The following is a 25290-nucleotide window of genomic DNA, read 5'->3' as shown; positions in this document are numbered from 1 at the left end:
GGTCTAGAATTCCGGAACCTACACTGGGGACCCGAACAGCCGGAACCGAAAGTGAGCCCATGCCGACGCCCCAGACCGGGCCTGCACGGCCCGACGACCTCCCCTCGCCGCAGAACGCGCCCGGGCTCTCCGGCACCGAGACGCATGAACCGGCAGGGGGCGCGACCGGGCCGGTCGAAGGCGCGACGGAAGCGAGGGACGGCGTGACCGGGCGGACGGAGGGTGCGGCGGAGGCGACGCACGGCGAGACCGGGCGGACGGAGGGCGCGGCGGAGGCGACGGACCGCACGACCACGCCCCACCGGGAACCGGCGACCGGCCCGGCGGACCGCGCCGCCGGCGGCTCCCCGCGATCCGCCGGTCGGGCCCCGTTCGCCCGCAAGCGGCAGCCGAGCGGTGACGAGGCACGCGAGCGGGCCATGCGCGCCGCCGTCAGCGTCATCGCCGAGAAGGGCACCGCGGCCCTGCGGATGTCGGACATCGCCGCACGAGCCGGCATGAGCACCGGCCACATCCTCTACCACTTCGGCAAGAAGGACCGGCTCCTCCTCGAAGTCCTCGCGTGGAGCCAGGCAGACCTCTGGGCCGGCTACCAGGAGGCGGCCGACCAGGCAGAAACGCCGGCCGACAAGCTCGACCTGTTCATCCGCTTCTACCTGCCCCGCCACTCGGGCGACGACCGGTACGCCCTGTGGACCCAGGTGCTGGCCCAGCGCCACGACGAGGCGGGGCGGAAGATCCTCACCGAGCTCCTGGACGGCTGGGACGAGCGCCTCGACGTGATCCTCCGCGAGGGCCGGGAACGGGGAGATTTCGTCGCCGTGGACCTCCCCGAGTTCACGATCAGGGCCGTGGCCATGCTGAGCGGCCTCGCGGAGGACGTCATGTTCGGCCGCTCCCGCTGGGAGCACACCTCCGCCCACGCCTTCGCCCTCACCGCCCTGCTGCGCGAGCTCCGCCCCGCCGAGAAGGACTGAACGCGACGGGCCCGACGCACATCCTGCCCCCCGCGGCCTCGGCCGCCTTGGTGCCTACGACCCGCTTGCTGGTCCGGGGCGGCGACGGCCCGTAGTCCTAGACGGTGTGGGCGAGCGCGCCCGTCAGTCGGCTGCGACGTCGGTGGCGCGGGGCGGCCCGTCGGATGCGGAGTCCCAGTCGTCGCAGTACTGGATGTGCAGCTCGCGTGCGTTCCCGAGGGTGCCGTCGTTGCCGTGGAACCTGGAGCAGTAGTGGGAATCGCCCGGATGAGAGAGCGCGTGCCCGGGGCCGTTCTGAGCGACATCGAGGAAGTGCCGGACGGTGTCCCTGAACACCGGGGCGCTGCCGGTCATGAACAGGGTCTCCGCGTGGAGGTGCTGGTGGAACAGGTCCCGGTTCTCCCGGTGGTGCCGTGCCTGGTAGTCGATCCCGTCACCATCGGGGACCTCGGCCCACGGCAGGGTCACGGTCCGCGGCCGTCCGCGGTCGAGCCGGTTGCGGAGCTCCTTCCAGCGTGAAGGCGAGAACTGGAGCGAGTGGTGCATCATCACGAGGTCGAGCTGCCGCCGGCTGTCGCCGCCCTCCCGGCCGACCGGGGCGTGGTTCCGCCGCATCGAGAGGTGGACCAGCGAGCGCGGGGACGAGGCCGCCACTGCCCACAGTGCGCCGATGCGCTGAGCGGCATCCTGGTCGAGGTAGGCGTCGAGCCATCGGTCACGGTCGATGAGCACCGCATGCGCGAGCGGGCGGGCAGGTCTGATGACTTTGAACTCGGTGGATCCGAGGCGTGCCCGGTGGACGGTGAGGGCCAGTTTCATTGCTTCCCCGAGACGCGACGGCTGAGATCGGCTGCCCGTTCGCCGGATCCGATACGACGGGGAAATTAACAGAGATCCGCTCTGACCTGCGACGGAATATCGCCGTCGGATGCCCGCCGAGTCCGGGAACGGCCCCTCGGGGCCGCTCCTCGGAGCCGAGATCGCGGTCCGCGAATCCCTCGACGATGACGGCGGCTCAGCCCCGCGAAGTCCGCGGCTGCAACTGGAATCCGAAGCCGAGTGTCCCGGGGTCGAGTGTGGTGGCGCCGCCGTCGACGGTGAGCACGGCGCCGTTGACGAAGGAGGCGGCGGGCGAGAGGAGCCAGCAGACCGCCTCCGCGACCTCTTCGGGTCTGCCGGGCCGGCCGGCGGGCAGAGCCCGGGTGACCTCCTCGTACGCCGCTTCCACGCCGTCCGCACCGTCCGTGCCCGGGTCTCCCAGGTCTGCTTCGTGGGCGAACCGCGTCATGCGACGGTCGGCCATCTCGCTGCGGATCCAGCTGGGGCACACGGTGTTGGCGCGCAGCCCGGCGCCCGCGTAGTCGACGGTGAGGGAGCGGCACAGCTGGAGCAGCGCCGCCTTGGAGGTGGCGTAGGCCGCGCTCCCCGCCCCGCTGAGCAGGGCGGAGACCGAGGCCACCGCGACGACCGCGCCGCGGGCTTCGAGCAGGTGGGGGAGTGCGGCGCGCAGCAGCAGGAACGGGCCGGTGAGGTTGGTCCGCATCACCTCGTCCCAGTCGTCCAGGGCCACCTCGCCCACCCCGCCGCCCCGTCCGATGCCGGCGTTGAGGACCAGACCGTCGAGCCGCCCGTACGTGTCGACGGCGGTCTCGACGAGCGAGGCGACCGCGGAGGGGTCGCCGATGTCCGACGGGACGGCCAGCGCTCCGGTGTCCTCGGCGACCAGCCGCAGCGGCTCGGGCCGCCGTCCCGACACGACCACCTTGTGTCCCGCCCGGGTCAGGGCCCGCGCGGTCGCGGCCCCGATCCCCGTGCCGCCCCCGGTCACCACGTACACCCGCTCGTCCGCCATGAACGTCGCCTCTCCACGCCTCGTCAGCCCTTGCCCCGTGAAGATCATCTCAGGGAAGCGCCGCCGGGCCCGGACGCTGACGGGTCTCTCCACCGAACCGCCGTTCCGACAGCCCCGAGGCCCTCACCGGCCGGGGCCTCGCCGGGCTGCCGTCACCCGTTCACGAACCCGAGGACGCCGTGCCGAGGAAGCGGACGTGGGGGCGGTCGCCGGGGCCCGGGAAGGACACGACCGCCCGGACCCCGTAGACCTCCTGAACGAGTCGCTCCGTGAGGACGTCCGCGACCGGCCCGGCCGCCACCACCCGGCCCTCGTGCAGCACCACCACGTGATCGCAGTACATCGCCGCCAGGTTGAGGTCGTGCAGCGCCATGACGCAGGTCAGGCGCAGACTCGACACCAGGCCCAGGAGGTCCAGTTGATGCTGGATGTCGAGGTGGTTCGTCGGTTCGTCGAGGAGGAGATCGCGCGGATCCTGGGCGAGCGCACGGGCGATCTGCACCCGCTGGCGCTCGCCGCCGGAGAGGGTGCGCCAGGTGCGGTGCGCCCGGTCGGTCAGCCCCGTGCGGGCGAGCGCGGTCCGCACCGCCTCCTCGTCGGCGGCCGTCGTCGGCGACCAGGCGCGGCGGTGCGGAATGCGACCGAGGCGTACGACGTCGGCCACGGTGAGGTCGACCTGTGTGTCGGCGTGCTGCTCGACGACCGCGAGTCGCCGTGCGAGCACCCGGCGCGGAACCGTGCTCAGCGGATCGCCGTCCAGGGTCACGAGCCCGCTGTCCGGGGCGAGCACCCCGGCCAGCACCCTCAGGAGGGTCGACTTCCCCGAACCGTTCGGCCCCAGAAGCCCGGTGAGCGTGCCGGGGCGCGGCGCGACGGTCACGCCGTCCAGGACGAGAGCGCCGCCGGCGGTACGGGAGACGCGTGCGGCGTACAGCCCCGAGGAGCCGACGTGCGTCGCCGAGTCGGTCATGGGGTGCTCCTGGTGCGGTACAGGACGAGGACGAACGCGGGGACGCCGACCAGGGAGGTCACCACGCCCACCGGCACCTCCTGCGGGTCGAGCACCGTACGCGCGAGGGTGTCGGCCCACACCAGGAAGACCGACCCGGCCAGTGCGGTCAGGGGCAGCAGCCGGGCGTGACCGGGGCCCACCAGGGCACGGATCGCATGTGGCAGGACCAGACCGACGAAGCCGATCGCGCCGGCGGACGAGACCAGGACCGCCGTCAGCAGGGCGGTGACCGAGAGCAGGACGAGACGGGTCCGCGCGACCCCGACGCCGAGCGTCGCCGCCGCGTCCTCGCCGAACGCGAAGGCGTCCAGCGTACGGGCGTGTCCGCCGCAGACGACGAGTCCGACGGCGAGGACGGCGGCACACACACCGACGTCCGTCCAGTCCGCCCCGGCGAGGGAGCCGAGCAGCCAGAACAGGACCCCGCGGGTGGTTTCGGCGTCGGCTGCGGTCATCACGACGAACGAGGTGAGGGCGGAGAAGAGCTGCATCGCCGCCACCCCGGCCAGCACGACGCGGTCGGTCGACCCGCCCAGCGTGTGGCTGAGGACAAGCACCAGGGCGAAGGAGCAGAGCGCGCCGAGGAACGCGCCCCCGGTCACGGAGAGCAGGCCCCCGCCGGCGCCGAGGACGATGACGGCCACCGCACCGGTCGAGGCCCCGGAGGAGACGCCGAGGACGAACGGGTCGGCGAGCGGGTTGCGCAGCAGCGACTGGAGGACCGCGCCGCAGACCGCGAGTCCGGCGCCGCACACGGCCGCGAGGAGGGTACGCGGCAGCCTCAGCTCCCAGACGATGCCGTCGCGGATCGCGCTCAGCCCGGACGGGCTCCCGCCGAGGCGGGCGGCCACGACGGACCAGGAGTCCGAGACGCGGATGTCGGCCGGACCGATCGTGAGGGCGACGGCGACCGATGCGCACAGCAGGACGACCCCGCCGACCGCGGCCACCGGCGCGAGGGCCCGGGACGAGCGGGCGGAGGCACGCACCGGCCGGCCCACCGCGACGGGCCGGTCTGCCTGATCCCGGTCCGGCGGGTCCGCCGTCTCCAGCCCCGGCCGGGTCACTTCGCGAGACCGTACGTCTTGAGCGCGGCGGAGACCTTCTCGATGCCCTCGACCGTGCGGATGGTGGGGTTCATGGCCTGACCGCTGAGGATCACGTACCGCCTGTTCCGCACCGCCGTCATGTTCCGGGTGACCGCGTGCGACTCCAGGAACTCGATCTTCTTCGCGGCGCTCTCCGCCGACTGCGCCCGGCGGGTCAGATCGGCGATCACCAGCACGTCGGGATCGCGGTCGGCGACGGTCTCCCAGTTGATCTGCGGCCACTCCTCCTTCGTGTCGTCGAAGACGTTCTTCACACCGAGCGCCCCGCTGACGATGCCGGGAGCGCCGCAGCAGCCGGCCATGTACGGTCCCTGCGAGTCGGAGAACCAGTAGAGGACGGACGCGTCGCCGAAGTCCGCGCCGGCCGTGGCCTTCCCGACCCGGGCCCGGAGCTCGCCCACGAGCTTCTCCCCGCGCTCCGGCACACCGAAGACGCGGGCGAGGTCCCTGATCTCCCCGTACACGGTGTCCATGGTCAGTGGACTCGTCCGCACACCGTCGCCACCGCCGCCGTTGTCCTTGCCGACGCAGTCGCCGGGGGAGAGGTAGGTGGGCACGCCGAGCTTCGTGAACCGCTCCCGCGGGGCCACGCCGCCCTTGCCGAGGGTGTACAGGAAGGACGCGCTGACGAAGTCCGGTTCGACGTCGAGGACCTTCTCGAAGGACGGGTAGCGGTCGGCGAGCCGGGGCACGGTCGCGTTCGCCTTCTCCAGCCCGCCGAGGACCGGATCGGTCCAGGTGGCGGTGCCCACCATGCGGTCGGCGAGGCCGAGGGAGAGCAGGATCTCGGCCGATCCCTGGTCCAGGGCGACAGCCCGGCGGGGGACGTGGTCGATCTCGACCCGCTGTCCGCAGTTGTCCAGACGGACGGGATGGCCGGGGCCCGCCTGCTTCGCCTCGGGCGCGTCCGCCCTGGTGGTGCCGCCGCAGCCGGAGACGAGGGCGGCGGCGGCCACGAGCAGCACGGCGGCACGGAAACGGGGGGCGAGGGGCACAGGAGGAGTCCTTCTGCGTCAGGGCTCATGCGCGGAGCCTGTCGTACGGTGCTTCCCGGACGACGGCACGCCGTCCGGGGCGCCAGCAGGTCTTCGGACTCGGGGTCGTCCGGACGGAACGCCTTCCCGGGCCCGTCGGGACCCAGTGGCCGCTGCTCCGCCCGTCACCCTCACCGCTGCGCGTCAGCTCCGGATTCCCACCGGATTCCCTGACCCGCGCACATATCGTGTCGATACGTACAGGGGTACGACTGGCCCGGGCAAACTACCACAGGGCGATCTTGGGCCCGGAGGGCCGCCCGCCGGAAGGAATCCCAGGTGAGGGCCGTCTGGTCGCCGCTCTCGCCTGCGAACGGCCGGCCGGTGGATCGCGACCCGGCAGCCGCAGAACGGAAGCGCGTACCTCCGCACGCCCGTGCCGCCGCCCGGGTGCACCTGCCCTCGTGGGCGCATGAGAAGGATCTCTCCGGGCAGCCGAGTGGGGGAGGAGAACAGCATCCCTCCCTACCCGGTAAGGCGGTGTGATCATGGGAAGCGACGTACGGACCGGCCGTCCGAATCTGCCGGACCCGTCGGATCCGGAACTGGCGCCCCCCACGCGTCCTGTCCCTCCCGGCCCGACGGGGCCACCGCCGGAGCCCGGTCGCGAGCCCTGGCACGCGGGGACGACGGAACTGGGCACACCGCCGCCCGATCCGGTGCCTCCGAGCCCCACCCCGGTCCCCGGCCCTGGTCCCGGCCCGCAGCCGGGGCCGGTCCCCGGCCCGGTGCCCACGCCCGGCGGGCCCGACCCGGTACCCCCGACTCCGCCGCAGCCCGGTCCGGACCCCCAGCCGGGCGATCCGCGCCCGGAGCCCGGCCCGCACCCCGGGCCCCTGCCCGGGCCCGTACCGGCACCGGGCCCGGCTTTCTGACGGCTCACGCCGCCTCGGCGAACGGCATCGCGCCGGGGCGGCCCCGGGCACGCCCGGGCGTACGCGGGGCGGTACGACCGTGCGAGGGCGCCGCGTACGCCCGCCGGGTCGCCCGTCCGCGGGCGGTTCAACGCACGAGGTAGACCTCGTCCTCGTAACACCAGGCCCAGTCCTCGTCCGCGGACAGCGTCAGCGCGACCGGATGCCCGGTCCTTTCGTGATGCCGGTACGCGTGCCGCCCAGGCGAGCTGTCACAGCAACCGACGTGTCCGCACGTCGCGCACCAGAGCAGCCGCCGCCAACTCCCACCCGAGGACAGGCAATCGGCGCATGCCTCGGCCGGCGCATCCGGCGCTAGAGGGAGAGCCGCGACATGGTCGCAGGCGCGCCCGCCCTCCGGTCGGCCCCCGTCGTACGCCACGGCCCACGAAGGCCGAGGCGCGTCGAGAGGCCGGTCGGGCCGTGCGTCATCGTCGGATCGGTCCATCGCCCGATTCTCCCGCACCCGAGAGAAAGAAGCCCTGCCGAGCCCCCCGGCCCCAGGGTCCGCCCACCGCGGTACACGGTCGTTCGGAAGGCGGTGAGACGGTCGGCGGGCGCTGGAAGGGGATCCGGGGTTCGTTCGCTTCACGACGACGGCCCGTACGGCGCAACCGCCTGCATCTACGTCGCAGTGAGGCCCCTGGAGACGCGCACCGACATCGGTGGTGCCGGAGGGCCGTCCGCCGGACGTCGGCCGCCCCCGGACCGAAAGGCACGGGGGCGGCCGAGCGGAGCGTGGTCACGCGAGGGACATCAGGGGGCGATGGCCATGTCGAAGACATGGATGCCGCTGTTGTCCGGCAGGACGACGAAGTCGACCTGCTTCGCCGCGTCGAGGGGGATGGAGTGGGCGAACACGCGGTAGGCGATACCGGCGTTCCCGTACCCGCTCGGGCGGTTCCGGCCGTCGGACGACGCGACCAGCGTCGCGCCGTGCGCATCGGCGGGGGAGAAGGACCAGTTGGGGAAGCCGAAGGAACCCTTGGCGGAGGTCCCGTCCCGGTAGTAGACGGTGGCCGTTCCCGCCGCACCGCTTCCGACGCCCGACCCGAGGAAGACGAGCCGGCTGCCCTGCCCGCTCAGCGTGACCGCCTGTCCGGCACTCGCCACGTTGTCCTTCGTGCCGCTCGGCACGTCCGGCCAGGTCAGCTTCGCGCCCAGCGCGCTCACGGACGCGCCGCGGGTCAGGCCGACGGCCGCGAGCTTCTGGGCGGAGAAGCTGTTGCCCTCGCCGTCGTAGTCGCCGGGCGCGGTGTCGGACTCGTCGGTGACGGCGACCCCGTTGTAGGCGGCCTTGAGATCGGCCAGCGGCTCGCCCGTGCGCTGGGACAGCGTGCCGGTGGCGGAGCCGGCACCGTCACCGCCCTTGTACGTCGCGGCAGCGGTGAACGTACGGATCGCGAACCCCGGTCGCTGCTCCGGAACCTGGATCCTGAACTCGGTGACGACGGACTGGCCGGCGGACAGGGCGCCGCTCACGGTGCGTTCGGCCGGCTGCACCGCCCAGCCCACCGGCCCGGCGAAGGACACCTTCAGGGAGCGCATGCGGTCGGGCCCCGCGTTCTTGACGGTCACCTTCACCACCGAGATCGCGGGCCCCTGGAGGTCGACCGGGGAGATGGCCACCTCCGTCCTCGCGGCGGCGGGCGCCGGTGCGGCCGCGAGGACCGGCGTGGGGACGAGAAGTATCGCCGCCGCGGCGGCCCCGGCTCTGAGCAGGCTGATCACTCGGACTGGTCGCACGGTCTGTCTCCTTCGCGAGAGTGCGGGAAGCGGGATGGTCAGCCGACCGGGGGCATGTCGGAGGCGCGCGAGTCCAGGCCCATCCGCAGGTTGACCCAGGAGCCCCGGGTGAAGTCGGGGATCTCGACCGGACGGCCGCCCGCGGCCAGGGACTTGACGCTCAGCGGCACGGGGGAGCACCAGGCGGCCGAGTCGTAGACGTCGATGTCCGGGACGAGCCCGGCCCGCATCAGCTGCACGGTGCGCCACTGCAGCACGTAGTCCATGCCGCCGTGACCGCCGTTGTTGGCCGCGTCGTCACCGATCTTCTTCCACAGCCAGTGGTCGAACTCCTTGCGGTAGGCGTCGGCGGCACGCCAGGAGTGACCGCCGTGGTCGGGTTCGACGTAGATGCGCCCGCCGCTCGTCGCCATGACGCCCGCGTAGTCCTCGAAGATGCCGCGGCTGCCCGCGAGGGTGTTGATGCGGCTGTAGGGGCGCGGCGAGCTGACGTCGTGCTCGGCGCGGATGACCCGGCCCTTGGCGGTGTCGATCAGGCAGGTGACGAGGTCGCCGTTGACGTACGTCTCCCGCCACGACGGGTGGGAACGGGGGACGAAGCGCTCGCGGTAGTCGGCGAGGCCCCTCGGCTCGGTGGCGGTGGCCCGCAGCACCGTCATCCGGTCGCCGCGGTTGATGTCCATGGCGGCGGCGATCGGAGCCAGCCCGTGCATGGCGTAGAAGGACGCGGTGCTGCGGGTGTGCCAGAGGCGGCGCCAGGAGTCGGTGTAGTACGTGTCCGAGAAGAGCAGCTCACGCAGGTCGTGGAGATAGCCGCCGTGGCCGTTCGTGATGTCGCCGAACAGGCCCTCGTGCGCCATCTTGAGCATCGCGAGCTCGTTGCGGCCGTAGCTGCAGTTCTCGGCCAGCATGAGATGGCGGCGCGTGCGCTCCGAGGTGTCGACCAGGTCCCACAACTCGTCGAGCTCGGTGGCGATGGGCAGTTCCACGATGACGTGCTTGCCCGCCGACATCGCGGCCTTGCCCTGCCGGTAGTGGAACTCCCACGGGGTGGCGATGTAGACGAGGTCGATGTCGTCGCGCTTCAGCATCTGGGCGAAGGACTCGTCCGAACCCCCGTACTCCGCGGGGCGCGGCTTGCCGGTCGCGACGAGCCGGTCCGCGGTGCGCTTGGCGCGATCGGCCCTGATGTCGCAGACGGCGGTGACCGTACAACCGGGGACGACGGACCAGCCCTCGGCCATGCCCGACCCCCGGTTGCCGAGGCCGATGACGCCGACGCGGACGGTCCGGTGCGCCTCGTACGGCACATCGATCATGGACTTCTGCCCGGGCCTGCGCTTGGGCACGGCGGCCGGCACGGCGCCGGCCGCCTGCGTCACCGGGGAGGCCTGGGCGCCCCCGACACCGGCTGCGACCGCCCCGGTCGCCAGAGCTCCTCCCAGGACCAAGCGGCGTGAGACTGCGGGGATGTGAGGCATGCGGAGACGCTCCTCGTCCGTATCGGTGAGTGATCGGCATCACTGACGCCCAAGACTCTGGCGGGGGTAACGCGGGCATGTCAATAGATGCTCGTTAGGGCCTCATTACGAACAAGAACGAGCATCAAGGCCGCGCGCGGGTGCAGCCGTCCGCAAGGAACCCGTCCGCCCGGGCACGTCGGCGGGGACGAACGAGCAGGTGGCGCGGGCGGCGGGCGCGGCGGCGAAGAGCTTGCGGCAGGGCGCCGGGAACCGACGAGGAAGGGGTGGGAGGGGTGGCCGCGGGGAGGAAGAAGGAGAGAGCGACGGCGGGGTCGAGCGGACCCCGGGTCCTGCACAGACCTTCGCGCCCCGCGCCCGCTCGGCCGCCGGGACGCGAGGGCGGGGGGTCAAGCTTCGCGCCCCGCGCCTGCTCGGCCACCGGGACGCGAGGGCCGGGCACCGAGATCCGCCGATGCGTCCACCTGCGCCCCGAGGCCGCTGATGCGAGCCCTCGTTGCTCCACCACCGCCCGGCACGGGGCGGGCGAGGGGCCGCTAGGGTCGCCGTATGTCGAGTCCTGGAGACGTGCCGCCGGAGATCCTGAACAGGCTCCGGTCCATCTGCCGGCAGCTGCCCGAGTCCCACGAGGAGCCGGCGTGGATCGGGGTGCGCTGGCGGATCCGGGCCAGGACGTTCGCGCACGTCTACGCGCCGGACGTGGAGCGTTCCCCGGTCTACGCGCCGTACGCCACCGACGGGCGGGAGCCGGTCGTGATGACCTTTCGGGTGCCCGACGACGACCTCCTCGGCCTGACCGCACCGGGATTCCCGTACTTCCGCGCCGACTGGGGTCCGAACGTCGTCGTCGCCGTCCTCGGCGACCACACCGACTGGACCGAGATCGCCGAACTCGTCACCGACAGCTATTGCGGCATGGCCCCGAAGTTCCTCGCCGCCCGCGTCCCGAACCCGCCCCCGCTCGACTGACCCCGCGTCGCGGACTCGGGCGGGTTCCCGTCGCGGGCCGACACCGGCCTACGCGTCCGCCGCCACCCGGAAGCCGATGTGGCCCGTCGACGATTCCGGAGTGTTGGCGGTCCTGGCCGAGCAGCGGTAGCGGTTGCAGTAGGAGGCGTGGCACAGGTGCGAACCGCCCCGGAGGGCCCTGGAGGGGGAGCCGGCCGCGAAGGGTTCGGCCGTCCACTCCCAGACGTTGCCGACGGCGTGGTGCAGGCCGTGGCCGTTGGGCGCGAGCGACCGTACGGGTGCCGTGCCGACCTTCGCCTCGGGGCGGTCCGGGAACTCCCCGCGGAAGATCACGGCACGGTCCGGAGTCGGCGGCTCGTCGCCCCAGGGGTGGCGCGCCTGGTCGAGGCCGCCGCGGGCGGCGTACTCCCACTCCGCCTCGGAAGGCAGACGGCTGCCGGACCAGGCGCAGTAGGCCTGGGCGTCGTTCCAGGAGACGTGGGTGACGGGGTGGTCGAGCCGGTCGTCGGAACGGGAGCCGGGCCCCTCCGGCTCCCCGTGCCAGGCGCCCGGCACCGCCAGCCACCAGTCCGCGCCGGGCACCGGCTCGGCGCGCTCCCGCGCCTCCGCGCCGACGGAGCCGCGGAAGACGAACGAGTAGCCGAAGCGTTCGGCGTCCGTACGGTAGCCGGTGGCCCGGACGAAGGTGCGGAACTCGTGGTGGCTGACGGCCGTGGCGGCGATCCGGAACGGCGCCACCACCACCGTCCGGACGGGACCCTCGCCGTCTTCGGGGTACACGTCCTCGTCCGCCGTCCCCATCCGGAACCCACCACCGGACAGGGACAGCAGAGGAGCGAAGGCGGAGACCTGTCCCACCTCAGGGGCATCGCCGCCACCCTGCGTCCGGGACGTCCCGAGGACGACATCGCCGCCCTGCGCCCCGGCCGACGCGGGGACATCGCTGCCGCACCGCGCCCCGGCCAACGAAGGGAGATCGCTGCCGCACCGCGCCCCGCCCGACGCGGAGACTTCGCCGCCGCACCGCGCCGCGGCCCCCTCGTCGAGCAGGGGGAGGACGTTCCGGTCGCGTCCGGTGGGTCGGCCGGGGGCGCAGCATTCGCGGCTCATCGGTGTCTCTCTCCTCGGGTCTCTGCGGCGCTCTTCGGAGCGGTGGTCAGGCGGTGCGGTCGGCGGCGAGCGCGGCCGCGAGCCCCGGGATTCCGAGAGCCTGCTCTTCTGCGGGAGTGGCCTGGTGGAGGCTGTTCCGCAGCTGGTACGGGTCCGCCTGGAGGTCGTAGTACTCGCGGAACCTCACCTGCCCGGTGCCGCTCACGGTGCCGGCGGCGTCGGTGTGGAGGTCGTAGTACTCCGTGTACTGGCGGTCCTTGGTCACGTACGAGGACCACGTGTCCTTGGGATCCGCCCCGGTGCCCTGCTTCCACCATTCGATCAGCAGGTGGTCGCGGGAGTGGGAGCCGAGGAGCGAGCGGCCGTCGTGCGGGGTGTCCGGGGTGATTCCGGCGGCGTCCAGGACGGTGGGGGCGATGTCGATGTTCGCGACGATGCGGTCGTCGGTCGTGCCGCCGCCGAGGCCGCCGCCGGGCCAGGACAGGTAGAACGGCACCTCGTGGGCCGGACGGTAGGGGACGGCCTTGCCGGTCAGGCCGTGGTCCGCCCAGTTGAAGCCGTTGTCGCCGATGTAGATCACCAGGGTGTTGTCGAGCTGCCCCAGGGCCGCCAGCTTGTCCCGCAGGGCCTGGACGGCGTCGTCGACCGAGCGGAGGGTCCGCAGCTGCTTCGCGCGTACCGTGCGGCCGTCCTCGAGCGTCTGCGTGCCGTTCCGGACGTACGCGGGCTTGTCGCTGCGGTCCCCCTCGGGGACGGAGGGGCGTCCGTTCCAGGCGGGCACGTCGGTGCCGGCGTACTTGGGCTCCGGGGTGAACGGACCGTGGGAGGCGTACGGAGTGACGTAGGCGAACCAGGGGCGGGTGTCGGTCCGGGACTTGTCGATGAAGGCGAGGGCACGGTTCTTGATCACGTTGGTCGTGTAGCCCGAGATGGTCTGCACGGTTCCGTTGACGTTGAACGTGCCGTCCGTGTACGAGGGCCGCAGGAGCGCGAAGTCCTCGAAGTGCGGCGGGTTGTCGGCGATGTCCCAGGCGTTGAGGTACTTGCCGAAGAGCCCCGTGCGGTAGCCGGCCTGCTTCAGGTACCGCTGGAGCGTGGTGCGCTGATCCAGTGAGTGGGAGGCGCTGTTGTTGCGGACGCCGTGGTTGTGGGCGAAGCGCCCGGAGAAGACGGAGGAGCGCGAGGGGGCGCACAGCGGGGTGGTGACGTGCCCGTTGGTGAAGCGCACACCCTGCCCGGCCAGCCAGGCGACGGTCTTGGGCGTGGCCCACTCGGTGTGCTTGGGCTGGTCGTCGGTGACGATCAGCAGCACGTTGGGCCGCGCGGCCTCGGCGGCGCGGGCGGGGGCGGCGGCCACCGCGGGCAGGGCGGCACCGGCGGCCACGGCGGCGGCGGTGCCCAGGACTCCACGACGACTGGGGCCGGACGATCCGGATGCGCTCATGACAAAGAACCTCTCGTCTGCGGGGGTGAGGTGGGCGGAGGGCTCGGGAATGGAGGCTATGGGGGTGCCGGAGCGCATTCCATGCATGCGGTACTAAGGGTTCGTTGCCGGGGTGTTGCGGGGCGGCCGAGGGGCCGGGCGTTCGGTGGGGAGGTGGGTGGTCAGCGGCTGTCCGGGGCTCTGTGGAGGAGGCCGGGGAGGGGTGACGGATACTCGCCGGGGGGAGGGAACAGGTGGGGCCGGAGTCGCTCAGCGGATCGCCCCCAGCCTCGCGAACCGGTCGATCCGGACTCCCGTGAATGTCTCTACGCGGGTCGGCAGAGCCCGCAACATCGCATCCATAAGAGGAATTGCATCAAAGTGAGCAATCTGCGGCCGACTTGAATAGCCGTCCGTTGTGACCGCAAGTCAGTGCAGAACCGGACAAGGCGAATGAATGCCGGTGATGTGCTGCTCCCCTGTGCCGAGTTGAGGGACAACGCAGAGGAGATGAGTGGTCGCCGTCCCTGCGGATGCAAGGTACACCCATAGTGCTAGCCTCATCCCACCTACCAGGGGGGTATCACGTGAAGAGGCTACTGAGTTTCGCGTCCGCGCTGGCCGTCATGACCGGAATCGCGATTACTTCGACGTCGACGGCCCACGCCGCTACGGACAGGAGCGGCGAGGAACGGCTCAGCATCCCGACCAGCAGCGCGTGCAGGGCGGGCCGCACCGTCATGCAGGGCATGGTCGCGGGGTCGGGCGGCCAGCTCTACATCGTGTTCACCAAGGCGGGTGGGGAGGAGCCGGTCCTCTCCAGGTGGTTGCGCGACGGCTCGACCTGGGACGGGAGCAGTTGGACCTGCGCCGGGGCGCCGACCTCCATTCCCGCACTCGGCCACGGCAACGACCTCGCCTACCACCCGAACTACCAGGGGCAGGGCCCTGCCTTGATCGCGACGCAGGGAAGTCAGTCGGCCTTTCCGAGCGACGATGTGGCGATCGTCCATCTGGATTCCTCGGGAGCGATAGGCGCGAGCGAGGTCGTACATCTGCCCATCGGCAACATCAGCGGCCTCTGTTACAGCGCGACGGCGGCCGGAGGGGCCGGCAAATACGCCGCCCGCCGCGCGGGCAACCTGTGGACCCATCCTGGTTCCGGTTCGCTCACCAGCGGATGGACGCTGGTGAAGAGCAACCTGACAAGCCACGACAATCGTTCCGACCAGGGCATCGACTGCTCTGAGAACTACATCTGGAACACCAAGTCCATCAACACCTCGACGCCCGTGACCGGGTGGAACTGGGTCTACCAGTACAACTGGTCCGGAGGTGAGGTGGAGAGCGACATCGGTATTCCTGGGAACGACCTGATCGACGAGATCGAAGACATCACCCACGTGGGCAGCGACTTCTTCATCAGCGTCAACCGAAACGATGGGGCGGCCGACTCGGTGAAGGTCTTCACCCCGTGAAGTCCTTCCCTCCGCGCGGCTGAACATCCGCACCGGCCGGCGACTCGCACCCACACGCCACAGGCTCTGCTGCGGCCTGGCACCTGAGGGCGTGGCCGTCGCCGGTCGAATGCGGCCTCGGACACCGCAGTCGACCACGGCACGGCCCCTACGGCGACTTGTCGCAGACGTCGTATCGAAGGGTGCCTTCGCCTGCGGAAGAGGGGATATGGGTGGCACCAGATCGTGCCGACTGGTGTGGTGCTGGCGCCGTGTCGGTGTGTCCAGTGACAATGTGGCGGTGAGCGACGCCGCAGCCATGCCCCCGCACCGCGGACAGAATCTCCCGGTCGAAATCTCCCGGTCGAACGGAAAGCGCACGGCTGCGACGATCCGCGACTACTCCCAGACGTGGTGACAGGCGGAGAAGGGCCGGACAGCGATCACGACCCGCACGGGCGTGACGGCCATGTGTACGAGGCGCTGGACTTCCTCGTCACGTTCAAGAGGGCCAACCCGAGTGCCCGCAAGCAGGAACTGCAAGCAGCGTTCATGGGCGCCTTCGAACCGAGGCGCGTTCGGAGCGTGTTCGTCGGTGACGGCTATGCACTCCGGTTTGCGGAAGCGCAGGCGGGTTCCTTCTCGAACACGGTCTTGTCCCTTTCGGCGTTGCAGCAGCACGACCAGGCTCCGTTCGTCGTCGTCGTCGTTCGTGGAGATCGACTGGACTTCCTGCTTGCCAACTCGACGATGCTGAAGAAGGTGAGCCACAGCTCGCGGGAGCTTAGGATCGGCCGCGTTCGCGGGAGCTTCAACGGCAGCGACATCGTCCGGGAGTACGACGAACTGGCCAACACCCCGGCCAACTTCGGCGCACTGTTCGCACTCCACGCCGCGTTCTCCTGGGATGACAACGTCGAGCGCCTCGTCGAGGCAACCAACGCCATCGTCCCGCGGGACGTCCGCTTCCATCCCAGTACCGGCGACCAGGCAGTGATTCTGGCGGCCCCGGACCGTGCCGCAGCGGCTTTGGCCTCTGAGGACTTCGCTGCCATCGGGCAAGAGCTCGTCACCACGGTGAAGCACCATCGCCAGGCCATCCTCAGGCTCGCCGCGCTCGACAACGTCAACCTTCGCGGCAACGAGATCGAGCGACTCGTCACCGGAGACGGCTCCGCGCACCGACTCGACGATCTCGAGCGTCGGTATGCCGACGTTCTGCTCTCCATCGACATCAAGACCAAGCTGCTGGACCGCGCTTCCGCGCCGAAGGCGTACAACGTCAACAAGATGCTGCGATTCCTCGCGAAGCCCGACACCGTCGCCGCAGTCCTCGTGATCGGCATCGACGTGGTCGGCCACGATGTCCGCGCCGTCCTGATTCCGGTCCTCGAAAGGTCCCTTCTCGCGGCGACGAGGATCCAGCACCACTGGTCGGGCCGGGGGTCACGTGGGGTCACCCAGCTCTCGGGCCCGTTCCATCAGGTGCTCGCGAGCGGTTACAGCCCAACCGTTCCCCTCGACCAGGGCCGTGAGTTCCTGCGAGAGCTCATCGCCCTCTGAGCGCCACCGTCACCGTCGGGGCCGCCGGCACAGAAGGTGCGCGGTCGTCTCGCGAGGAGCCATCAGAGTCCACGGGACCGCACACAGCCGTGCGACGTGGTGAAGATCGGCCGGACAGGTCCTAGCCGAGCCGCTGATGCCTGCGGCCCGTCCAGCCGACGGCCACCCAAGCGCCGAAGAGGGCGATCGCCGCGACGAAACCGGCGACGGTATCGGTGAAGACGAGTGCGAGGAGCACTGAGAGCACCACGACCGTCCCCGTCGAGGACGTGGCGAAGGAGTCGGCTTTCAGGACGGCACGCAGGAATCCTGAGGGGGGCGACTCGGGCAAGGCGTATCCGATCTCTGGCAGGAACTCTTCGTGATCAACATGATCATAAAGTCCTCCCACCCTCACCGGATGCACCCGGGAACCGTCGTCCCGGCTTGGGGCGTCTCCGAGTGCGACCTCGACGGAGGCGGTGGCCGAGCATCTCGGAGGGGCTCATCAAGGGGCGTGCAAAGCACAGCACTTGACGTCAGCCCGATGCCTTCGGCGTCATGGAGGGGAGTGGAGGTGGTGTGAGGTGAGTAGCGAGGAAGACGACACGGAGAACCGGAGCGACGATCGCCCGCGAGGCAGTAGTCCAGGAATGGAGGACCGCTTCTGGCTGTGGTTGCTCGTGTTGATCGTGGCGGTTCTGTTCCTGATTGGACTCAAGCGCGGAGACGGCGGAGGAGGTCTACCGGACGGGTACACCGGCTGGCATTAGGCCGTTTCCTCTGGATCACCCCCGAGGGAGCTGGTTGTCGGTGCGGCGCGGGAGGGTCCTGGGCATGACGATGCCGGAGGGTCTTGAGCGAGTGCTGCGTGAAGTCGTCGGACGCGACATGTTCGACGCTGTCGTCATCAGGACCGACTTCAGCTCCGGGATAGTGGGTTCCCATGGATGAGGTCAAGGTCGTCGTAGCCCATTCCGAGCGCGCCACCTTGCGCGTCGGCGACGTGTTTCTCAAGGTGGACTCCGATCAGGCGCGTATCGACGCCGAGGTCGAGGCGATGTCCGTCGCGCCGGTCCCGACCCCGGAGATTCTGTGGCGACGACCGCCTGTGCTCGCGATCGCCGCGGTTTCCGGGGCGACCCTCGGGCGCCTCGGCGGGCCGCCGACCGGATCGTCGGCGGCGTGGGCCGCGGCCGGCGCCGCCATCCGGAAGCTCCACGACGCGCCGCTTCCGGACCGCCGGGGCGGGGCCGGCCGGAGCGTCGTCGCCCTCACGGCGGAACTCGACGAAGAGTGCGAGCGGCTCGTGGCGGACGGCCTCCTTCCCACCGACCTGGTGCATCGCAACCGACAGGTCGCCCAGGCCGCACTCAGGCCGTGGACTCCGGTGTTCACGCACGGAGATCTCCAGATCGCGCACGTCTTCGTCGCCGAGGACGAGGTGACGGGCATCATCGACTGGTCCGAAGCCGGCCAGGGTGATGCCTTGTACGACCTGGCGACCTTCACCCTCGGACACGAGGACCGCCTGGACGACGTCCTCTCCGGCTACTACGGCGCCGGCCACGGCACCGGTATCAGCCATGGCACCGAGGCCGGCTGCGCCACCGAAACCGGCCACGACGCGCGCACCGGCACCGGCACCGGCACCGGGATGGGCCTCGCCCCCGACCCTGACCTCGACGTGATCCGCGGATGGTGGTCGTTGCGCAGCCTGATGGCAGTGCGCTGGCTGAGCGAGCACGGCTTCGACCCCTTCGCGCCCGGCTGCGAGGTCGACGTACTGCGATCTCGGATGTGAGCGAGCGGAACCGCTCGACGCGAGAACGGCGGCCGGCGGCTGAATCCGATCGCCACGGTGGGCGAATACCCGCTGTTCAACCCTCCGGCCCTCGCGTGATCCTCTGCCTTCACGATCTCCAGATGAAGATCGTGAAAGGTCGATACAGCATGCTCAGCCACACGCCGAGGGCCTTTTTGCGGAAGGGCCTCCTGGCGGCGGGAGCCGGGGTCGTCCCCGCGGGACCGCGATGCGTCAGGGAAGGGGTTCGGGGTGGGTGACGAAGCGGGCGAGGTTGTCGGCGGAACCTCGGGGGAGGCCGGACACCGCTGAGTCCGGCAAGCTCGTGATCACCTTGCACAGCTGTTCCCTGAGGTCAGGGAACAGGGCCCAGGCCGAAGTCGGGGCGTCCACCGCGGAGAGCAGCAGGTCACCCTCGTAGAAGTACGCATCGAGCATCGGCTCGTCGAGCAGCAGGCCGACGGCGAGCGGCAGTACGTACGGGAGAGCCACCTGCTGGGAGACGAGCGTGCGGAGATCCGCCGGCCTGAGCGCGCGGAGGGGAACCTGCCGCAGGCCGTGCACCGTGCGCACCAACGGAGTCGCGTCCGCGCCGGGAGGGGCCCAGGCGGGCGGATCGAGCGCGTCGAGGGTGCGGTCGAGGTGCAGGAGACGGTCCATGCGGTCATTGTCGCCGAGCGCCGGGCGGCGGCGGTTCGCGTCCGGGACGCGCCCACCCCCACCTCGGCCGCGGAGCACCGGAAGAGGTGAGACCCGGGGAGCTCACGCCCTTGACGTGGTGCGGGCCTGCGAATCTAAACCCTTTCCGCGCCCTGGCGTCTTTGTTCCGAAGGGCTGAGTGCACGTCAGGCGCCATCATGAAGGGAGGGTGCTGCCGAATTGTGCGCCTTGACTCGCCCGTGGATGGCCCCGGAACTCGGCCGGCATGTTGGTGGAGCGGACGAGCGCCCGGCAAGTCCGGCCGGGGAAGGTGTCCAAGGCCGACCGCTGTTTCCTGAGTCTCGGCCATCTCGAACTGTGTTGCATGGCGGCGAAGTAGAGCGCGGGGGTGGAGTGGCGGCGCCCCGTGGGCGAGGGGCGCGCGGGGGCCATCGAACGGACCGCCCGGTCTGCTGATCGGGTCGGATTCACCTCTGCCGACTGACAGCGCTGAGGAGACGGGGAACTGCCCCGCCGTTGTGCGGCGGCCTCCAAGCCGGTCTCCTCCTTGCTGCCCTCATGCGTGGCGGTCCGCGCGTGAACAGAAGGGCTTCGCGCCGGATCCGCCGGTCGATGGCGCGGCGGACGGCTGAGCGCGTGGCACGTGACGGGGCGCCGCCCTTCCGGCCGTCTGTAAGCTAGATCCCTTCGGGCGCCGTCTGGGCCTGGAGTTCTGAAGGTGTGTCGATGACGCCTGGCGAGCTGCCCGTCGTGTGGAGTCTCCCGACCGAGGACGCTCGAGCCGGTTGGCGAGCCCTGTGGTGGACGGTCGGGCCGAGCAACGCACTCGGAGTGATGCTGGTCCACGAACGCAACCTCCACCGCGCTCCCCACACCCGGGGATGGGTCGGATGGCGTGTGGTGGCCCCGTGCGACGGAGTGTTGGTGGTGGTCTCGGACGGGCGGGAACAGCGCATCCCGGTGACCGGCATAGACGCCGGCACGAGCCACCTGGCCCTTCTCTCCTGGTCACGGTTCCTGCTGGTCTCGTCCCGTACCAGGCGAGACGACAAGGGGACCTGGACTCGGAACGCGATCGTGTACTCCCCCGGGGGATACCCCATGAGCCACCTCTGCATCGGCGACGACATCGAGGACGTACTCACCGACCGTGAGGGCGGCATCTGGACCTCGTACGGCGATGAGGGCGTCTACGGACTCCACCCTGCCTCATCCGAGGGCCTGGCCCGCTGGGACACCGACGGCGCACAGACCTGGGGCCCCCTGGGAGAGCAACGACTCCCGGCGTCGCCCCTCGGTGCCATCGGCGGCGCCACCGAGGGCGGCGTAGCCTGGCTCGGCTGGTCCAGCCCCGAGGGCGCCTTCGTCTCCAGGGTCGACCCTGCCCTCGGCGAGACCACCAGCTATCGCCTCCCTCAGAAAGACATCGACGGCATCGCCGTCCGTGGCACCCGCATGCTCCTCAGCCATGCCTTCCATGACCGCCCCGGCGTCGAACTGGCGCGCCTCGAACTCGCCGGCGACGCCTGGGCGGTCACCTCGCACGAACATCTACGGCTGAGCGAACCGGTGACCAGCCGGTGTGTTCAGGGCCGCGAGGGTGTCCTCTGGATCCGCGGTGGCGACACCTGGACACGGATCGAAGCCTGAGCCGCCGGGCGCGTCGAGGACCCCGGCCCTGCCGCGCGAGGCAGGGGTCACCGCTCGGCATGTGACCGGGGTAGTGCGTCCTGCGCCGCGGTCTGTAACAGCAGAGCCATGACCGGGGAGCGACGGTGTGCGCGACCTCACGTGGCCCTGCGGCCATCGGGGCAGGAAGCCCTTCAACGTACCGGGTGCTCTGAGAGGATCGGCGTATGGCCCACGCAACCATGCAGATCAACGCCCTCATCATCGACGCCCGCGATCCCGAGCGGCTGGCCGCCTTCAGGTCCGAACTGCTCGGCAGGCCCGTTGTGGGCCGGATGGGACCCTACGTGTGGCTGCAACGAGAGAACGGCTTGGGCCTGGGCTTTCAGCGGACGAACGAGTCCAAGCAGGGCAAGAACCGGATGCACTTCGACGTCACCTCACCCGACCCGGCCGCCGAGCAGAGGCGTGTCGAGGCGCTCGGCGGTCGCCGACTGGAGGAGTACGACGCCGGCGGGTTCCTGGTGATGGCCGACCCCGAGGGCAACGAGTTCTGCGTCATCCCCGAAGGCCCCTTCGAGCTCGACGACGAGGGGCGCGCGGACTATCTCGCCTGACGGCCCCCCGACCTCGGTCTTCGGCGGTCTGCGCCTCACCGGCAGTGCCAAGACCAGCAACAGCGCTGAGAGAACCAAGAGCACGGCGATCGCCGACAGTCACGGCACCCCCGACCTGAGCCGTCTGAGCCGACCTGAGCCGACCTGAACCGTCCTGAGCTGCGCTGAGCCGCTCGAAGCCCCTTCGTCGCGGTCCGCCCGTCGCGCCCGCGACTTCATATGCAACTCATATGTAAACGCTAAGGTGATCACAGTCGGGCAGCGCAGCGTATCGGCCCATGGGATCTGTGATCAGAGGCCGGGCCGTCCTGGTCAACGGCACGCTGGCCGTGCTGCTGGCCGGAGGCGTCGGCCTCGCGTATGTGTCGCTCGGCGACGAAGAGGCGACCGCCTCAGCCACCACCAGGACCACGACGGTGATGCGCGGCGACCTGACCGCCTCGGTGTCGGCGTCCGGTGCGGTGGAGACCGCCACGAAGCGGGCGCTCGCCTTCGCCGGCTCGGGAACCGTGACCAAGGTCCACGTCACGGTCGGTGCCACGGTGAAGAAGGGGCAGAAGCTGGCCGAGCTGGACCGGACCGAGGCGCAGGAGGAACTCGACTCGGCGAAGGCGGAGTTGGCCGTCGCCGCCGAGGCCGACACCAGCACCTCGCAGGGCTACGCGAGCTACGTACAGGCGAAGAACGCCGTGAGCACCGCGCAGCGGACGCTCGACGGGACGGTGCTCTACGCGCCGTTCGCCGGGACCGTCACCGCGGTGAACGGCGCCGTCGGAGACTCCGCATCCGGGTCGTCCGGAGCCTGGGGTTCCTCCGGTTCGACGGACTCCTCCTCGTCTTCGTCGAGCGGCTTCATCGAGCTGGCCGACCCCGGGAAGGTGCAGGTCACGGGTGACTTCACCGAGGCGGACGCCACTCGCCTCAAGGTGGGGCACGCGGCGACGGTCACCTTCGCCGCACTGCCGGGTGTCACGGCGCAGGGCGAGGTGTCCGCGATCGCCGGCACCCCGACCACCGAGAACAACGTCGTCACCTTCGCCGTGACGGTCACCCTCAAGGAGAAGCCCACGCAGGTACGGATCGGGCAGACCGCCAGTGCGACCGTCACCGTCTCCCAGGTCGAGGACGCGCTGTACGTTCCGGGCGCCGCGGTCACGAGCGCGGGCGGACAGACCACGGTGACCGTGCTGGAGAACGGCACACCCGTCGTCAGGACGGTGACCGTGGGCATCGCCGGCAGCACCGGCACGGAGATCAAGTCCGGCCTGGAGGAGGGCGATCAGGTCCAGCTCACGGTGGCCACCGGCACGGGCGGGAGCGGTGCGCAGCTGCCGGGCGGTGGCTTCGGCGGCGGACGCGCCCCGGGCGGCGGTGCACGATGAGCACCCCCGTCATCGAGGTCCGCGACGTGACCAAGGTCTACGGGCAGGGCGAGACGGTCGTCCACGCGCTGCGCGGAACCAGCCTGACGGTCGAGCGGGGCGACTACGTGGCGATCATGGGACAGTCCGGTTCCGGAAAGTCCACGCTCATGAACATCCTGGGTTGCCTCGACGTCCCGACGGACGGCCACTACCTCCTGGACGGCACCGACGTCAGCGGGCTCAGCGAGCGGCAGCTGTCGATCTTCCGGAACAGGAAGATCGGCTCCATCTTCCAGAGCTTCAACCTGATACCCCGGATGACGGCGCTCGCCAACGTCGAACTCCCCCTCGCCTACGGCGGGGTGAAGGCGGCCGAGCGGCGCCGGCGGGCGCTCGCCGCACTGGATCTGGTCGGGCTCTCCGAGCGGACCGACCACGAGCCGAACGAGCTCTCCGGCGGACAGCAGCAGCGCGTCGCCGTCGCACGGGCCCTGGCCACCGCCCCTTCCCTGCTGCTCGCCGACGAGCCGACCGGCAACCTCGACAGCAAGTCGACGCGCGATGTCCTCGAGGTCCTCGACCGGCTCTCGGCCGCCGGCCGCACCATCGTCCTGATCACGCACGAGGACGAGGTCGCCAAGCGCACCAAGCGGGTCATCCGCCTGGTCGACGGCGACGTCGTGGAGGACCGCGGACAATGAACCCCTTCGAGATCCTGCGGTTCGCCCTGCGCGGCCTGAGCGCCAACAAGCTCCGCAGCGGGCTGACGACGCTCGGCATCCTGATCGGCGTCGGCGCCGTGATCCTCCTGGTGGCGGTCGGCAACGGCTCCTCCCAGCAGATCCAGGACAGCATCGCCCGGCTGGGCGCGGGCGCCCTGACCGTCTCCACCTCGACCACCGGGCAGAGCGGCGGAGCCCGTCAGGCCGGCTCGGGCGGGTTCGGCGGGCAGCAGCAGACGGACACCGGGCCGCGCACCCAGGCCAAGAAGCTCACGGTGGAGGACGCCAAAGCACTGGTCGACCCGGTGAGCACACCGTCGGTCGAGAGCGCCTCCCCGGTGGTCAACGCCAGCTCGCAGACCACCACGTACCTGACGTCCAGTCACAGCATCGGCCAGTTCGTCGGGAGCGACTCCGCGTACTTCAAGGCGAACAACAAGACTCTCCGGCGCGGTTCGCTCTTCACCGCGGAGCAGGTCGCCTCCGGAGCCAAGGTCGCCGTCATCGGGCAGACCGTCGCGGAGGAGCTCTTCGGCCGCGTCGAACCCCTCGGCAAGAAGATGAACGTCAACGGCGCCTTCTTCACCGTGATCGGGGTACTCGCGGAGTCCGGGTCGTCCTCCAGCGGCTTCCAGGACGCCGACGACACCGCCATCGCCCCGTACACCGCCGTCCAGGGCACCCTCACCAGCTACGGCGCACTCAGCCAGATCGTCGTCCAGGCCAAGACCCCGGACGCGGTCGACGCGGCGCAGGCAGAGGTGACCACCGTCCTGAACCAGCGGCACGGCAGCACCGACTTCCAGGTGTTCAACCAGGCCAGCCTGCAGTCGGCCGCCGCCGAGTCGAGCGAGACCTTCACCGTCCTGCTCGGCGCGGTCGCGGCGATCAGCCTCCTGGTCGGCGGCATCGGCGTCACCAACATCATGCTCGTCACCGTCACCGAACGCACCCGCGAGATCGGCATCCGCAAGGCCATCGGCGCCCCCCGCGGAGCCATCCTCGGCCAGTTCATCACCGAGGCCACCATCCTCTCCCTGATCGGCGGCATCCTGGGCGTCGTCGCGGGAGTCGTCGGCAGCCGGTTCGAGATCATCGGCGTTCAGCCGGTGATCGCCCCCTGGTCGATCGGCCTCGCCCTCGGCGTATCCGTCGCCATCGGCCTCTTCTTCGGCAGCTACCCGGCCAACCGCGCCGCCTCGCTGCGCCCCATCGAGGCGCTGCGCCATGAGTGAGGACAGATCCTTGACCCGATCCCCCGACCGAGACAGCGACATCCTGGCCGACTCCCCGTTCCCCGGGGACCTCGATGCCACGCTCGAGTCCGCGCCCGCGCGCAGGAGCCTGCCCGGCGTGGCGCTCTTCCTGACGGCGGGCATCGTCGCCGTCGGCGGTTTCATCGGCGGCGTGTACGCGGAGAAGGGCGACGACACCGCCTCCACCCCCCGGACGGGGGGTGGCCAGATGTTCGGTGGCGGCCAGATGTCCGGCGGCAGGCCGGAGGGAGGCGGGTCGGGCTTCCCCGGCGGCGGCCAGAGCGGCGGCGGACAGACCGGCAGCGGTCAGAGCGGCGGTCAGAGCGGCGGCCAGGCGCGCCAGGGAATGACCTTCGGAACCGTCGGCACGATCAAGGACGGCGTCGTGGAGGTCACCACCGAGGACGGCAAGACCGTCCGGATCAAGCCGGGTGACTCGGTCATCCTCCGGCCCCAGGGCTCCGGCCAGGGCGGGGTCGGCGGCGGCTCGCAGAGCGGCGGCGGCTCGCAGAGCGGCGGCGGCTCGCAGAGCGGCGGCGGCTCGCAGAGCGGAGGCTGACCGGTGGCGGCAGGGAGAAGGCGCCGGACGACGGCGCGCCAGGGACACCGGAA

The 25290-nt window shown here is 70.9% G+C and carries 23 protein-coding genes and 1 riboswitch; of the genes, 11 read left to right on the top strand and 12 right to left on the bottom strand.

All coding sequences use genetic code 11. The annotated features are described in order from the left end of the window. The first annotated feature begins 59 nt into the window (after nt 1-59). Entirely contained in the window at nt 60-977 is a 918-nt protein-coding gene (locus ACF09E_RS12745) for a TetR/AcrR family transcriptional regulator (RefSeq protein ID WP_392205188.1), read from the top strand. 123 nt (nt 978-1100) lie between these two features. Here the strand turns inward: ACF09E_RS12745 and ACF09E_RS12740 are convergent, their stop codons facing one another. The 8 genes from ACF09E_RS12740 to ACF09E_RS12705 form a co-directional block, all read right to left on the bottom strand. Beyond that, on the bottom strand, nt 1101-1796 hold the full coding sequence (locus ACF09E_RS12740; protein ID WP_392205187.1) for a hypothetical protein: 696 nt from the start codon (nt 1794-1796) through the stop codon (nt 1101-1103). Between the two features lie 196 nt (nt 1797-1992). Continuing rightward, on the bottom strand, nt 1993-2829 hold the full coding sequence (locus ACF09E_RS12735; protein ID WP_392205186.1) for an SDR family NAD(P)-dependent oxidoreductase: 837 nt from the start codon (nt 2827-2829) through the stop codon (nt 1993-1995). Between the two features lie 160 nt (nt 2830-2989). After that, nucleotides 2990-3799, bottom strand: coding sequence for an ABC transporter ATP-binding protein (locus ACF09E_RS12730; protein ID WP_392205185.1), 810 nt, complete (start codon nt 3797-3799; stop codon nt 2990-2992). Further along, entirely contained in the window at nt 3796-4830 is a 1035-nt protein-coding gene (locus ACF09E_RS12725) for a FecCD family ABC transporter permease (RefSeq protein ID WP_392205643.1), read from the bottom strand. The genes ACF09E_RS12730 and ACF09E_RS12725 overlap by 4 nt, the downstream gene beginning before the upstream one ends. Nucleotides 4831-4904: 74 nt before the next feature. After that, nucleotides 4905-5945, bottom strand: coding sequence for an ABC transporter substrate-binding protein (locus ACF09E_RS12720; RefSeq protein WP_392205184.1), 1041 nt, complete (start codon nt 5943-5945; stop codon nt 4905-4907). An 85-nt stretch (nt 5946-6030) separates the two neighbouring features. Then, nucleotides 6031-6194, bottom strand: a riboswitch (cobalamin riboswitch). Between the two features lie 792 nt (nt 6195-6986). Continuing rightward, nucleotides 6987-7280, bottom strand: coding sequence for a UBP-type zinc finger domain-containing protein (locus ACF09E_RS12715; protein ID WP_392205642.1), 294 nt, complete (start codon nt 7278-7280; stop codon nt 6987-6989). Nucleotides 7281-7654: 374 nt separating this feature from the next. Next, nucleotides 7655-8644, bottom strand: a complete 990-nt coding sequence (locus ACF09E_RS12710) for an NEW3 domain-containing protein (protein ID WP_392205183.1) — start codon at nt 8642-8644, stop codon at nt 7655-7657. A gap of 38 nt (nt 8645-8682) precedes the next feature. Then, on the bottom strand, nt 8683-10125 hold the full coding sequence (locus tag ACF09E_RS12705) for a Gfo/Idh/MocA family protein (protein WP_392205182.1): 1443 nt from the start codon (nt 10123-10125) through the stop codon (nt 8683-8685). 549 nt (nt 10126-10674) lie between these two features. Here ACF09E_RS12705 and ACF09E_RS12700 point away from each other — a divergent pair. Further along, the gene (locus ACF09E_RS12700; protein WP_392205181.1) at nt 10675-11094 is read left to right on the top strand and encodes an MmcQ/YjbR family DNA-binding protein; all 420 of its coding nucleotides are present in this window, start codon (nt 10675-10677) and stop codon (nt 11092-11094) included. 48 nt (nt 11095-11142) lie between these two features. Here ACF09E_RS12700 and ACF09E_RS12695 read toward each other — a convergent pair whose 3' ends face one another. Both ACF09E_RS12695 and ACF09E_RS12690 read right to left on the bottom strand, forming a co-directional pair. After that, on the bottom strand, nt 11143-11952 hold the full coding sequence (locus ACF09E_RS12695) for a formylglycine-generating enzyme family protein (protein WP_392205180.1): 810 nt from the start codon (nt 11950-11952) through the stop codon (nt 11143-11145). Nucleotides 11953-12250: 298 nt separating this feature from the next. Then, nucleotides 12251-13648: a sulfatase gene (locus ACF09E_RS12690; RefSeq protein WP_392205179.1), complete on the bottom strand. Its 1398-nt coding sequence runs from the start codon at nt 13646-13648 to the stop codon at nt 12251-12253. A gap of 566 nt (nt 13649-14214) precedes the next feature. On the opposite strand from ACF09E_RS12690, the gene ACF09E_RS12685 reads away from it, so the two are divergent. Together ACF09E_RS12685 and ACF09E_RS12680 are read left to right on the top strand one after the other, a co-directional pair. Next, nucleotides 14215-15105, top strand: a complete 891-nt coding sequence (locus tag ACF09E_RS12685) for a hypothetical protein (RefSeq protein WP_392205178.1) — start codon at nt 14215-14217, stop codon at nt 15103-15105. A gap of 390 nt (nt 15106-15495) precedes the next feature. Further along, nucleotides 15496-16647 (top strand): hypothetical protein, encoded by a 1152-nt coding sequence (locus ACF09E_RS12680; RefSeq protein ID WP_392205177.1) that lies wholly within the window; start codon nt 15496-15498, stop codon nt 16645-16647. Nucleotides 16648-16768: 121 nt separating this feature from the next. On the opposite strand, the gene ACF09E_RS12675 is transcribed toward ACF09E_RS12680, so the two are convergent. Further along, on the bottom strand, nt 16769-16897 hold the full coding sequence (locus tag ACF09E_RS12675) for a hypothetical protein (RefSeq protein WP_392205176.1): 129 nt from the start codon (nt 16895-16897) through the stop codon (nt 16769-16771). 675 nt (nt 16898-17572) lie between these two features. Here ACF09E_RS12675 and ACF09E_RS12670 point away from each other — a divergent pair. Beyond that, nucleotides 17573-18430, top strand: coding sequence for a phosphotransferase family protein (locus ACF09E_RS12670; RefSeq protein WP_392205175.1), 858 nt, complete (start codon nt 17573-17575; stop codon nt 18428-18430). Between the two features lie 234 nt (nt 18431-18664). On the opposite strand, the gene ACF09E_RS12665 is transcribed toward ACF09E_RS12670, so the two are convergent. Continuing rightward, nucleotides 18665-19090 carry a contact-dependent growth inhibition system immunity protein gene (locus ACF09E_RS12665; RefSeq protein WP_392205174.1) on the bottom strand — a complete coding sequence of 142 codons (426 nt, stop codon included), beginning with the start codon at nt 19088-19090 and terminating at the stop codon, nt 18665-18667. 1101 nt (nt 19091-20191) lie between these two features. Here ACF09E_RS12665 and ACF09E_RS12660 point away from each other — a divergent pair. The 6 genes from ACF09E_RS12660 to ACF09E_RS12635 all read left to right on the top strand — a co-directional run bounded on the left by ACF09E_RS12660 (nt 20192) and on the right by ACF09E_RS12635 (nt 25237). Then, entirely contained in the window at nt 20192-20740 is a 549-nt protein-coding gene (locus ACF09E_RS12660; protein WP_392205173.1) for a hypothetical protein, read from the top strand. A 206-nt stretch (nt 20741-20946) separates the two neighbouring features. Beyond that, on the top strand, nt 20947-21336 hold the full coding sequence (locus tag ACF09E_RS12655) for a VOC family protein (protein WP_392205172.1): 390 nt from the start codon (nt 20947-20949) through the stop codon (nt 21334-21336). Nucleotides 21337-21614: 278 nt separating this feature from the next. Beyond that, nucleotides 21615-22718, top strand: coding sequence for an efflux RND transporter periplasmic adaptor subunit (locus ACF09E_RS12650; RefSeq protein WP_392205171.1), 1104 nt, complete (start codon nt 21615-21617; stop codon nt 22716-22718). Continuing rightward, nucleotides 22715-23401 (top strand): ABC transporter ATP-binding protein, encoded by a 687-nt coding sequence (locus tag ACF09E_RS12645; protein WP_392205170.1) that lies wholly within the window; start codon nt 22715-22717, stop codon nt 23399-23401. The genes ACF09E_RS12650 and ACF09E_RS12645 overlap by 4 nt, the downstream gene beginning before the upstream one ends. Beyond that, on the top strand, nt 23398-24657 hold the full coding sequence (locus tag ACF09E_RS12640; protein ID WP_392205169.1) for an ABC transporter permease: 1260 nt from the start codon (nt 23398-23400) through the stop codon (nt 24655-24657). Before ACF09E_RS12645 ends, ACF09E_RS12640 begins: the two co-directional genes overlap by 4 nt. Nucleotides 24658-24667: 10 nt before the next feature. Beyond that, entirely contained in the window at nt 24668-25237 is a 570-nt protein-coding gene (locus tag ACF09E_RS12635) for a cupin domain-containing protein (protein WP_392205168.1), read from the top strand. Nucleotides 25238-25290: the final 53 nt, after the last annotated feature.

This window comes from Streptomyces sp. NPDC014891, from assembly GCF_043081085.1.
In the GTDB taxonomy this organism is placed as follows: domain Bacteria; phylum Actinomycetota; class Actinomycetes; order Streptomycetales; family Streptomycetaceae; genus Streptomyces.
This window is presented reverse-complemented; position numbering and strand designations above follow the sequence as displayed.

Coding starts and splice junctions, on each gene's coding strand:
- ACF09E_RS12745 (WP_392205188.1), top strand. CDS start 60: ATGCCGACGCCCCAGACCGGGCCTGCACGGCCCGACGACCTCCCCTCG.
- ACF09E_RS12740 (WP_392205187.1), bottom strand. CDS start 1,796: ATGAAACTGGCCCTCACCGTCCACCGGGCACGCCTCGGATCCACCGAG.
- ACF09E_RS12735 (WP_392205186.1), bottom strand. CDS start 2,829: ATGGCGGACGAGCGGGTGTACGTGGTGACCGGGGGCGGCACGGGGATC.
- ACF09E_RS12730 (WP_392205185.1), bottom strand. CDS start 3,799: ATGACCGACTCGGCGACGCACGTCGGCTCCTCGGGGCTGTACGCCGCA.
- ACF09E_RS12705 (WP_392205182.1), bottom strand. CDS start 10,125: ATGCCTCACATCCCCGCAGTCTCACGCCGCTTGGTCCTGGGAGGAGCT.
- ACF09E_RS12700 (WP_392205181.1), top strand. CDS start 10,675: ATGTCGAGTCCTGGAGACGTGCCGCCGGAGATCCTGAACAGGCTCCGG.
- ACF09E_RS12690 (WP_392205179.1), bottom strand. CDS start 13,648: ATGAGCGCATCCGGATCGTCCGGCCCCAGTCGTCGTGGAGTCCTGGGC.
- ACF09E_RS12670 (WP_392205175.1), top strand. CDS start 17,573: ATGGATGAGGTCAAGGTCGTCGTAGCCCATTCCGAGCGCGCCACCTTG.
- ACF09E_RS12665 (WP_392205174.1), bottom strand. CDS start 19,090: ATGGACCGTCTCCTGCACCTCGACCGCACCCTCGACGCGCTCGATCCG.
- ACF09E_RS12660 (WP_392205173.1), top strand. CDS start 20,192: ATGAGCCACCTCTGCATCGGCGACGACATCGAGGACGTACTCACCGAC.
- ACF09E_RS12655 (WP_392205172.1), top strand. CDS start 20,947: ATGGCCCACGCAACCATGCAGATCAACGCCCTCATCATCGACGCCCGC.
- ACF09E_RS12650 (WP_392205171.1), top strand. CDS start 21,615: ATGGGATCTGTGATCAGAGGCCGGGCCGTCCTGGTCAACGGCACGCTG.
- ACF09E_RS12645 (WP_392205170.1), top strand. CDS start 22,715: ATGAGCACCCCCGTCATCGAGGTCCGCGACGTGACCAAGGTCTACGGG.
- ACF09E_RS12640 (WP_392205169.1), top strand. CDS start 23,398: ATGAACCCCTTCGAGATCCTGCGGTTCGCCCTGCGCGGCCTGAGCGCC.